The following is a 10843-nucleotide window of genomic DNA, read 5'->3' as shown; positions in this document are numbered from 1 at the left end:
TTCAAATGGCTTTGGGGCAATCTAAACAAACCACAAAAGCCGCAAGTCTCCAATAACCCCGGAGATTTACGGCTTTTGTGGTTTGAATGTAGCGAAGTTTTATGTAGCAATGTCGCTGAATTAAAACTTGTTGTAGTAGATCTTTACGCCAAATAAATGACATTTGGTGTATGCTGATGGGTGCCGCGCAATGGTTTGAGATATGAACTTAGTGAACCTACGACTCATGCAATTGCGCTGACTCCCGGTGCCGCCGACTCATGAATACCAAAGACAATGCAATTACCGTAAGGATGATCCCAAGCATTTGAAATCCCTTGAAGCTAAACGTACCTCCCATTACGATAGCTATCAATAATGAAGAGATAATGGTTCCCAGATATCTGGATGTGTTAAATAATCCGGATGCTACACCGATTATTTCTTTTGGAGAACTTTGGAACAGGGCTGCTTGCATACCTACATTGTTCAAACCGTTGCTAATTCCGAATGCAGCTAAAGCCAAACACACGCTGATAACCGGTGAAGTTGGATTCAATGTCACGAGCCACACTGACCCCAATGTCATCAGAATTGCGGACACCAGCAATGCCGGTCTGGGTCCTGATTTATCGATCCATTGTCCTGCAATTGGAGAAGTAATTAGCGAGCACAAGCCTAAGCTTAGCATGAGAATGCCTGTTTGGAACTCGCTGACATGACGTACCATTTGCAAGTAGGACGGAAGCCCGAAAAAGAGCGAGTAATATAGTACATTAACGAGCATGAATTCAACATTCACCCAAGTCATTGCAGGGTACTTGGCGAATGTGCGTAAAGGGATAAAGGGTGATGTCGCTTTTAACTCATGTCGTACGAATATCCCCAGCGCAACGAGACCTATCAGCCCGACAATGACATTTCCTAATGAGATATGTCCAAATGATTTTGCTGAGAGTAATCCAACGAGTAGGGTAACCAAAGCCACTGTGAAGAGCAGAATTCCTGATGCATCAATCAATTCAAACCATTTACGAAAGGACATGTTGCGTGCTAAGGATGTTGGCAGTTCATCCTTAGGAATATTCCTCCAAGCCAATACAAAGCTGGCCACCACAAACGGAATATTGATGAAAAAGATAGCAGGCCAATTCCACCAATGAATCAAGACTCCGCCAATAAAGGGGCCAATTGCTGCTGCTCCAGATAGGAATATGGACAAAACAGACAACGCAGTTGCTTGTTTTTCTGTAATATGAATTCGAACAATAGCCATTCCAACCCCAACCATCATGCTTGTTCCGATGGATTGCACAATGCGGAACACGATGAGCCACCCGAAATTTGGTGATAATGGAGCCAATAATGATGCAATGAAGGCTACAACAAGCCCGGTAAGAAATATCTTTCTACGACCGAATAAATCGCTGGCTTTTCCCATGACAGGTTGAGCGATGCTACTTGCAATGTAGAAAGAAAAAACAATCCAGGAAACACCTGTAAAGTCAAGTTGGAACACTTTTTGCAGACTTGGAATAGCAACAGAAACCATCGAAGAATTTAATGGGTTCAATAGTATCCCTAGACCAACTGAAATCATTAACCACCAGCTGCGAACGCTCATTTCTGGTCCCCCCATAGCGAATTAATGTCATCGTACTTGAAACCGATTATTTATTCCAACGCATTTGATGTTATAATCTCATTGACTTGGGGGAATGAATGGGGGATCATAATGGAACTTCTTCAACTGCAATATTTTCTGACGGTAGCTCGTTTGGAACATGTGACCGAAGCTGCACGAAGTCTGCATGTTACTCAATCGTCGCTGAGCAAAACGATTCAGCGCCTGGAGGAAGATCTGGGGGTTCCTCTATTCGATCGAACAGGGAGGAAACTGCGATTGAATGAGTTCGGAAGCAGATTCCTTCACCGTGCAGAGAGGGCTTTATTTGAATTGGAGCAGGGGAAGCAGGAGCTTAGTGATTTATCCAGCCCGGAACATGGCACTCTCGAATTGGCGGTGACCACCGCTAGCACATTACCCAATATCCTTCGAGAGTTTCGGAAAAAGCGACCCTATATTCAATTTCATGTGCAAATGCTGACTACGCAGGAAATGGTAACGCTTCTTCATAGAGGCGAGGTCGATTTTTGCTTGTCCTCACCTCCAATAGAGGGAGATGACATCGAATGCCAAATCGTGTTTATCGACCCAATCCTTGTAGCTGTTCCAAAGGGACATCGGCTGGCAGATCGAAGCAGTGTAACGTTGACAGATCTAAGGGATGAATGGTTTGTCGGTGTAAAGAGAGGCTACGGTACTCGCGATTTAGTGGACTCTATATGCAAATCGGAAGGATTTGTACCTAAATATGTGTATGAGGGGGATGAACCTGCAAGGCTTAGTACGCTTGTGGAAGCTGAAATTGGCATAGCCTTCATACCAAGCACGGCAAGAAATTCACGGGAACATCTTAAGTATCTCCAAGTAGAAAATCACGAATTGGTACGGGAGATCGCTTTATTATGGCACAGGAGTCGGTATATTTCGCGGGCTGCTCTGGAATTCCGTGAGGTAGTTGTAGAATATTTTGGAGCGATATCCAAACAGACAAATTAATCCCAAATATAAGCGAAATAAAAAACATTAACAAAAGCGGTAGCGTAGGACATGTTAACCAAACGTCCTAAGCGGCCGCTTATTCTTTTATTCAACTGCATAATTTGTAATTTCGATTTGTACGCTGCCATACACACACGCCCAGCTATTGAAGGAGTTTTTGGATTGTACTAACCCATCTTTCTCAGCTGGCGAAACTGCTCCGGCGTGATGCCTGTATGCTCCCGAAATCTCTTGATAAAATAGCTGCTTTGATGAAAGCCGGTTTCCAGTGCAATCTGCTTTACAGTGAGTGCCGTAGATACAAGCAATTGTTTGGCCAGCGTTATTCGGCATTGGAGCAAATATTGAGCTGGAGTACTACCCATGATCTGATGGAAGAGTCGGCTAAAATGAAAGGAGCTATAACCTGACGTCGCAGCCATTGTCTTCAAATCGAGCATGTTTCGACAATGCATACGAATATATTCCGCCGTATGACGAATCCTCTCATGGACGGTGCCGCCGGGAGAGGTGCCGAAAATTTGGTGGGAATGATGGACGATCTCCAGAAGGACTTCATAAAGCAGGGAAGAGATCTGTACATCATAGTCGTGACGGTAAGTTTGGGCAAGTTGCAACATTTCTTCCATCAGCGGTTTTAAACGTTCTGGCCGGTGGAGCGAGAACAGATACGGTTCGTGCATGCTTCGACCTTGTAATAGCGAATCTACATCCTGCCCGTCAAAATGAATCCATCGGACATCCCAGGGATCCTCGGGTTTAGTTCGATATTGCTGCGTCGTATGCTTGCCGAAAAGAAAGCCCATGCCAGGGGTAAGCTCGATTTCCTTCCCATCATGCACAATAGCGCCTTTGCCTGCAAAAATGATATGTAAATTGTAATCTTTCAGTAATCCTGCATTCCTTCGCTCCCCATGATTGGGGAAGTTCTTGTAATGTCCTAACGATTCGGGAAACAGTATACCTTTTAGAATGGGTGAAGGAAGATAACAATCTATTTTAATCATGTATCCATCTCCTTGAGTAAGTTAGCAAAAAAGTAATTCAATTAGCAAAATCGAGTTATTCTAATCCTTTTATTCTTATATTACAATAGATACGATTATCAGATAATCACATTTTTGTACTATCACTTCTACTGAAGGAGAATTGGAGCATGCCGAAATCCTTATCTTTAGATCGCTTTCATTTAGGAGCTTGTTATTATCCTGAACACTGGGACGAATCGTTGTGGTCGGACGATCTCATAAGAATGAAGGAACTGGGCTTCAGCATCATTCGGATTGGAGAATTTGCTTGGTCGATCTTCGAGCCGGAGGAAGGAAAGTTCGAATTCACGCTGTTTGACCGTTTCTTGGAGCAGGCAGATGCGAACGGGATTCAAGTGATCATGGGCACACCAACAGCTACGCCACCAGCATGGCTTACTTATAAGTATCCCGAGGTGCTGAACGTATCTATGGAGGGGGTCACGTTCCAACATGGTCAGCGTCGGCATTATAACTACAGTAGTCCCATTTATTTAGAGCTTTGCGCACGTATTACAAGAGAGATGGCACAACATTACAAAGATCATCCGGCCATCATTGGGTGGCAAATTGATAATGAGCTGAACTGCGAGATAAACGTCTTCTATGCCGAGGCAGATCATCAGGCTTTCCGGCGCTGGCTAGAGTCAAAATACGGTACGTTGGAGCAGCTCAACAAGGCCTGGGGTGCTGTATTCTGGAATCAAACTTATAACAGCTGGAAGCAGGTCCATCTAACTCGTCCGACCGTATCCGGGTCAACGAATCCTCATCAGGCTTTGGACGAGAAGCGATTTATATCCGATAACACCATTTCGTTTGCCAAGCTACAAGTGGACATACTTCGGTCAGTGGCGCCTAATCAGTGGGTGACAACCAACGGTGTATTCGGGCATTTGGATAGCCATAGGATGACGGATCAACTGCTTGATTTTTTCTCGTACGATTCTTATCCTCAATTCAGTACCATTTATCCGGACCACGGGGAGAAGCCATTGCTGGATCGCAAGTGGGGGCTTTCTTTAAGTAACGTCAGAGGGATGTCACCAAATTTTTGCGTGATGGAGCAGCAATCCGGTCCGGGAGGATGGGTGAACAGGATGGAGATGCCATCTCCACGCCCGGGACAGATGCGATTGTGGACCTACCAAAGCATTGCTCACGGGGCAGACATGATTTTGTATTTCCGCTGGAGAACGGCAACATTTGGTACGGAAATGTACTGGCATGGAATTAATGATTATCACAATCAGCCGAATCGTCGGGTCGCAGAAGCAGGCCGCGTCGGAAAGGAACTGCAAAAGGTCGGGGGGCGGATTCTTGGCAAACGCTACGTGGCAGAGGTTGCTCTACTTCGCGATTATGATAACGAGTGGGATGGCGAGTTGGATAAATGGTATGGTCCCTTGACAAAGCAAAGTGAGCTCGGCTGGTACAAGGCACTGCAGTATGGACATATACCTTCGGATATAGTTACAATCCGTCCGGGTATGGAATCAGAACAGCTGCGGGAACTGGCTAATTACAAGGTGTTGGTATACACGCATCCGGCGATCCTACGAGACAGTACGGCAGCTATGTTACAGAAATATGTAGAGAATGGGGGCATCCTGATCTTCGGCTGCCGCACCGGTTATAAGAACGAGTTTGGTCACTGCCGTATGCAGCTACTCCCAGGCCCTGCAGCCGCAATGAGCGGCGTTCACGTAGAGGACTTTACGATGATAAATGGGACGGCAGCACCTGTATCGGTGCGATTTAAGGATCAAGAACTTGATTTTTGGGCTCCAGGCTTCAACGATATATTGAATGTTCATGCTGATACGGTAGAAGTACTCGCAGAGTACGCATCAAGCTACTATGAAGGGAAACCGGCCTTGACCGTCAACCGTGTCGGTGAGGGACTGGTCTACTATTGGGGTGCAGCTTTTGACTTAGCGTTAGCGGCTGAGCTCCTAAGACAGCTGCCGGTGACATCTCCGCTTGCGGGGTGGTGCCAAGCTCCTTCGACGGTAGAAGTCGCTATTCGTGCGGATGTACAAGAAGAGCTGGTATTTCTACTGAATTACAGCGGAGAAACGGCTCTGATTAAACTGAGTGTTGAGACGGAGGAACTCCTTTCCGGTAGCAGGCTTACTGGTACCGTACCATTGGAACCGTATGGAGTATGGGTATTAAAGAAAGTTTAAAATGAAGAGAGCATCAGCCGCTGATCTTAGTTCGAAGATCAGTGGCTTTTTATTGCATAAAGCAAGGGAATAACGTGGTGCTTTTGTGTACAAGGTTCGGCTCAATAATCGCTGTCTTTCTTATGGGTTCTTGAACCAGAAAAATCGAACATGATCGGTATTTAATACAAAAATAATAATTTAATACAATATTATTGACTGTTTCAAAGCATACAAGTAAACTTACTGTAATATAATCACAGTAAAATGAGATGAGTGATGCAATGCTTGAGCTTAGTTTTGATGATCCGGACAAGCTGGTAACGGTTACGCATGCTTTATCCACCCGTTCCCGAGTTGATATTCTCCGCCTCTTGATTTCTAAAAACCTTAATATTGTAGAAATAGCGGAAGCTCTTCAACTTCCGGTGTCTACGGTAGCCAACAATATCAAGGTTCTGGAGGCTGCTAGACTGATTAATACAGAGCTGCTGCCTGCCTCTCGCGGCGCGATGAAGATGTGCAGCCGCAATTATGATGACATTCATATTGCGCTAAATCTTGAAAAAGCAGTACCCAAAGGGGATGTACAGATCTACGAAGTGGACATGCCGATCGGTCATTATAGCGATTGTGAGGTTTCACCGACGTGCGGTATGGCCAATGCAGACGGGATGATCATACGCGAGGACGAACCGGCGAGTTTTTTCCACCCGAAGCATATCGGAGCCCAGATGATATGGTTCCGCAAGGGCTATGTCGAGTATTTAATGCCGCTCGAAATACCGGCAGGAGCGCGAATAGAATCGCTTGAGCTATCGATGGAAATGTGTTCTGAAGCACCAAACTATGACAACAATTGGCCTTCTGATATTTCCTTGTGGGTTAATGGCGTGGAGATTGGCATGTGGACGTGTCCCGGTGATTTTGGAGACAGGCGCGGCAAGCTGAATCCTGCCTGGTGGTATGAGTGGTCTACCCAGTATGGGTTGCTCAAGACCTGGCGAGTAGATAAAGAGAAGACTGCGCTGGATATGGAGAAGGTTTCCTCGGTTACACTGGATGAGCTCAACCTGCAAAACAGCCACAAATTGCGTTTGCGGATCGGAATTAAGCCAGATGCGGTGCATCAAGGTGGGCTCAACCTGTTCGGAAAGCAATTTGGAGATTATGATCAGAATATCAAAATGACTGTGAATTATGTCATGGATTGAGATATTGGTGAAATGGATAGGCTTTAGTTGCAGGTGCTCTGTAGCTAAAGCCTTATTCAGTTTATTAGTTACATAAAATTAACTTGAAAGCGTTGACATTAAAAATGCATCACTATATAATCCCCTAAAGATACAATAATAGTGTAACAAATCGATTTTATTGTTTGTATTTCGAAGCGGAGGTAAAGGATGACGATCGAACCTACAGATGATAGCAATGCACTGTAAAGTCATCAGGCTAAGGTGACTAATTATATATCAAAGGATAGGTGGAAACTGTATGACTACAAACGCTTATATCAAAAATTATCCAAGGCCGCAATTTGTCCGTAAAGAGTGGCTGGATTTGAATGGGGTGTGGGATTTCGCCTTCGACGACGGCAAAGTGGGTGAAAGCGAGCAATGGTATCATCATTTTCCGAAGGGAGCCAAAATCCTCGTACCTTTTACTTATGAAACCAAGGCAAGCGGGATCGGAGTCGAGACCTTCCATCCGGTGATCTGGTACTGCAGGAGCGTGAAGGTCCCGCAGGAGGCAATAGCGAAAAGGACAATTCTACATTTTCAGGGTGTAGATTATAAAGCGAAATGCTGGGTGAACGGATTTATGGCTGGTGAGCATGAAGGAGGTTATGCTGCGTTTTCTTTCGACATCACACCCTATATCACTTACGACTCGGAGAATAGCATCGTGCTTAAAGTGGAGGATAGTCAGAGCTGCACGCAGCCCCGGGGAAAGCAGCGTTGGGTGGATCAAAACTTTGAATGCTTTTATGTACAGAGCACCGGAATCTGGAAAAGTGTGTGGATTGAATATGTGAATGAGGTAAGAATCAATGAGGTCAAGATAACACCGGATATCGACCGTCATATGATCCGCTTTGACTTTCAGCTCATGGGTATCGAGGGTAAAGATAATTTACGCCTAGAGACACGGATTACGCTGAAAGGACAGCATGTGAAAAAGGTCAGCCTATCTGCCGACAGGCCCTGGATAACGGTAGAGGTCCATGTATTTCATGAAGCCGGTGGTCCATGGAAGCAGTGTTTGTGGTCACCGGAATCGCCAAACTTGTTCGATGTAGAGTTTATTCTGTATGAGGATGAGAAAGAGTGCGACAGGGTGTATTCTTATTTTGGCATGCGGAAAATATCGATTGAAAACGGACAGGTTCTATTGAATAATGGTCCTCTTTACCAGCGGCTGATTCTGGATCAGGGCTACTGGCCGGAAACACATCTGACTCCGCCGTCTGAAGAAGCTCTTATCGAAGATATCGATAAAATAGCCGCGATGGGATATAACGGGGTTCGTAAACATATGAAGTTGGAAGACCCTCGCTTTTTATATTGGTGTGATGTGAAAGGCATGCTCGTCTGGTCGGAAATGGCGGCGACCTTTGAGTTCAATGATCAGGCGGTTAGCCGCTTTACGAAAGAATGGCTGGAAATCGTGCCGCAGCAGTACAATCATCCGAGCATCATAACTTGGGTCCCGTTCAATGAATCGTGGGGCATATCGACCATTGGACATGATGTAAGGCAGCAGCAGTTCACGCAAACCATCTATCATCTGACGAAGACGATTGATCCGTATCGTCCGGTGATTACCAATGACGGATGGGAGCATACAGTCTCGGATATTTTAACCCTTCATGATTATGTGGAGACGGGCGAAGAGTTTTTGGAGCGATATCAGGACAAGGAAAGCATTGTAAACAACAGCATCTCCTTTAACAATTGGAAATATGCCTTTGCAGAAGGATATGCCTACCGGGGACAACCAATTATCATAAGCGAATTCGGCGGCATTGCCTTCCAGACGGACATGGGCTGGGGATACGGAAACCAGGTGAATTCAGTCGAAGCTTTTATCGAACGTTTCCGTGCAGTCACCGGAGCAATTAAAGCGACCCCCTATCTCTCGGGCTATTGCTATACACAGGTAACCGATGTACAGCAGGAAGTCAACGGATTGTTGACGGAAGACCGAAAACCGAAGGTTCCGCTTGAAGTGATTCGGGAGATAAATCTGGCTTGAAGCGATAATTAAGATAATAGAATTTCTAGAACGGCTGCATGCTGATGTCCAGTCATTGCTGCATTCACCTGTCGTACAAGGTTTTTGTTACACACAGCTGACGGACGTGGAACAGGGAATCAACGTTCTGCTGACGCACGATAGACACCCGAAGATGCCGACCGAACAAATCAGAGCCATTATGGAAGGCCGCCTTTCCTCTTCGGTTGGAGAATAAGGGGAAGTATATGAATACGGCATCTTCAGTATTTAGAGCTAAATAAACAAAGTGTCACTGCTGTTAACCATAGAGTTTAACTTGGGATAGCAGTGTTGAAAAACAGGACGATTTTTCGCATACAGGATTTTTAGTAGAAAACTGGATTTAATTATTTTGGTTTTTTGTTCCCCACTCACATAACCCTTCCAAAACAGGTAATAGCGTTTCTGCTTTATCTGTGAGACTGTACTCGACTTTAGGGGGGACTTGAGGATATTCTTTTCGATTCACCAGACCATCCGCTTCCAATTCTTTTAGTTGTGAACTCAATGTTTTATAAGTAATAGCCCCTATCTGTCTTTTCAGATCATTAAAGCGAACTGTTCGGTTTTCGGCTAGGAGATAAATAATAACCATTTTCCATTTACCACCAATCAATGAAACTGTATAACCAAAAGGTGTATCTTGAATATTTTTAACTTTACCTTTAAATTCAGCCATACTCATGTTTACACTATCCTTTCGGGTAGTACCTATCAAAATAGTGCGTACTACGTTTTTATTTGTGTTCAGTTTATACTAACCTTACTTTTGAAGTAAAGGAGAGAAAAACATGACTAAAAAAACAATACGCCTGTTAATGCCACAATGGCAAGGGGGAAACAATCCTAATTACTCTTTTGGAGCCGAACTGCTTGCTTGGCTAGCTCCGGATAATGAACAACCTCTTATTCATGTTCCAGTTCAAGCTTATAAGGGTACTCCGCTTGAAAACGAAAACGGTATGAATGGGAGAAAACAGCTACTTGAACAGTTAGAGGCTGCTCAGCATATCATTGATGCTCATAAGCCAGATCGCATTGTAATGTTTGGTGGTGACTGCTTAGTGGAACAAGCTCCATTTGCCTATTTGAACGAACGATACGGTGGGGAATTAGGTTTAATTTGGATCGATGCTCACAGTGATTTAGTTAGATATGTGGGCTATGATAACGGTCATACATTACCGCTCGGAAATCTTTTGGGAGAAGGAGATGAGGAGTTCACAAAACATGTGAAAATCCCACTAAAACCTGAAAATGTCTTTATCGCGGGATTAGCGGCTCCTACAGAACAAGAATCAGAAGTCATTTCAGAAGCGTTTCAAAGACTAAATATAGCTCCTGTAGAATCAGACACAGAAATGATTCAAAGACTAGGAATTAAAACTGCAGGAACCAAAGAGTTAACGAATAGTACTGAATCTATAAGAGAGTGGATTAAAGAAAGTGGCATTAAGCACCTAGCTATTCACCTTGATTTAGATGTGCTTGACCCAAAAGCATTTCGTTCTTTATTATTCGCCAACCCTGAAGCACCTTATAATTTTTCTCCTGCGGGAACAATGCAAATGCCTCAGCTACTTAATCTGATTAAAGAACTATCTGAAGAAACAGATGTAGTTGGATTAGGTATAACGGAGCATATGCCGTGGGATTCTATTAACTTAAAGAATCTGCTTGGAGAGATACCTATTTTAATATCTTAGGATAATCGTTTATTATTTTTATATTATCTTTCTTAAAAGGACAATCAAGGAGAAGTGGTC

At 44.3% G+C, this 10843-nt stretch carries 8 protein-coding genes and 1 pseudogene; 6 read left to right on the top strand and 3 right to left on the bottom strand.

The window, feature by feature from the left end:
* Nucleotides 1-217 precede the first annotated feature (217 nt).
* Entirely contained in the window at nucleotides 218-1603 is a 1386-nt protein-coding gene (locus tag MKX59_RS15180; RefSeq protein WP_069080505.1) for an MFS transporter, read from the bottom strand.
* Between the two features lie 111 nt (nucleotides 1604-1714).
* On the opposite strand from MKX59_RS15180, the gene MKX59_RS15175 reads away from it, so the two are divergent.
* Nucleotides 1715-2602 carry a LysR family transcriptional regulator gene (locus MKX59_RS15175; protein WP_068938427.1) on the top strand — a complete coding sequence of 296 codons (888 nt, stop codon included), beginning with the start codon at nucleotides 1715-1717 and terminating at the stop codon, nucleotides 2600-2602.
* 170 nt (nucleotides 2603-2772) lie between these two features.
* On the opposite strand, the gene MKX59_RS15170 is transcribed toward MKX59_RS15175, so the two are convergent.
* A complete protein-coding gene (locus tag MKX59_RS15170; protein WP_081327480.1) occupies nucleotides 2773-3612 on the bottom strand; it encodes a helix-turn-helix transcriptional regulator in 840 nt (279 codons plus the stop codon).
* 149 nt (nucleotides 3613-3761) lie between these two features.
* Between MKX59_RS15170 and MKX59_RS15165 the strand changes: the two genes are divergently transcribed.
* From MKX59_RS15165 to MKX59_RS27615, 4 genes and pseudogenes are all read left to right on the top strand, one after another.
* On the top strand, nucleotides 3762-5822 hold the full coding sequence (locus MKX59_RS15165) for a beta-galactosidase (protein WP_069080506.1): 2061 nt from the start codon (nucleotides 3762-3764) through the stop codon (nucleotides 5820-5822).
* 263 nt (nucleotides 5823-6085) lie between these two features.
* Nucleotides 6086-7015 carry an ArsR/SmtB family transcription factor gene (locus MKX59_RS15160; RefSeq protein ID WP_069080507.1) on the top strand — a complete coding sequence of 310 codons (930 nt, stop codon included), beginning with the start codon at nucleotides 6086-6088 and terminating at the stop codon, nucleotides 7013-7015.
* Between the two features lie 280 nt (nucleotides 7016-7295).
* Complete coding sequence (locus tag MKX59_RS15155) at nucleotides 7296-9056, top strand: glycoside hydrolase family 2 protein (protein WP_053325441.1); 1761 nt, start codon at nucleotides 7296-7298, stop codon at nucleotides 9054-9056.
* Between the two features lie 19 nt (nucleotides 9057-9075).
* A pseudogene (locus MKX59_RS27615) lies at nucleotides 9076-9273 on the top strand (hypothetical protein); the annotation flags it as partial.
* A 147-nt stretch (nucleotides 9274-9420) separates the two neighbouring features.
* Here MKX59_RS27615 and MKX59_RS15150 read toward each other — a convergent pair.
* A complete protein-coding gene (locus tag MKX59_RS15150; RefSeq protein WP_013310350.1) occupies nucleotides 9421-9762 on the bottom strand; it encodes a winged helix-turn-helix transcriptional regulator in 342 nt (113 codons plus the stop codon).
* A 106-nt stretch (nucleotides 9763-9868) separates the two neighbouring features.
* On the opposite strand from MKX59_RS15150, the gene MKX59_RS15145 reads away from it, so the two are divergent.
* The gene (locus MKX59_RS15145) at nucleotides 9869-10783 is read left to right on the top strand and encodes an arginase family protein (protein ID WP_076265371.1); all 915 of its coding nucleotides are present in this window, start codon (nucleotides 9869-9871) and stop codon (nucleotides 10781-10783) included.
* Nucleotides 10784-10843: the final 60 nt, after the last annotated feature.

This window comes from Paenibacillus sp. FSL R7-0340, from assembly GCF_038002205.1.
Lineage (GTDB): Bacteria > Bacillota > Bacilli > Paenibacillales > Paenibacillaceae > Paenibacillus > Paenibacillus polymyxa_B.
This window is presented reverse-complemented; position numbering and strand designations above follow the sequence as displayed.

Coding starts and splice junctions, on each gene's coding strand:
- MKX59_RS15180 (WP_069080505.1), bottom strand. CDS start 1,603: ATGAGCGTTCGCAGCTGGTGGTTAATGATTTCAGTTGGTCTAGGGATA.
- MKX59_RS15165 (WP_069080506.1), top strand. CDS start 3,762: ATGCCGAAATCCTTATCTTTAGATCGCTTTCATTTAGGAGCTTGTTAT.
- MKX59_RS15150 (WP_013310350.1), bottom strand. CDS start 9,762: ATGAGTATGGCTGAATTTAAAGGTAAAGTTAAAAATATTCAAGATACA.
- MKX59_RS15145 (WP_076265371.1), top strand. CDS start 9,869: ATGACTAAAAAAACAATACGCCTGTTAATGCCACAATGGCAAGGGGGA.
- MKX59_RS15170 (WP_081327480.1), bottom strand. CDS start 3,612: ATGATTAAAATAGATTGTTATCTTCCTTCACCCATTCTAAAAGGTATA.
- MKX59_RS15175 (WP_068938427.1), top strand. CDS start 1,715: ATGGAACTTCTTCAACTGCAATATTTTCTGACGGTAGCTCGTTTGGAA.
- MKX59_RS15155 (WP_053325441.1), top strand. CDS start 7,296: ATGACTACAAACGCTTATATCAAAAATTATCCAAGGCCGCAATTTGTC.
- MKX59_RS15160 (WP_069080507.1), top strand. CDS start 6,086: ATGCTTGAGCTTAGTTTTGATGATCCGGACAAGCTGGTAACGGTTACG.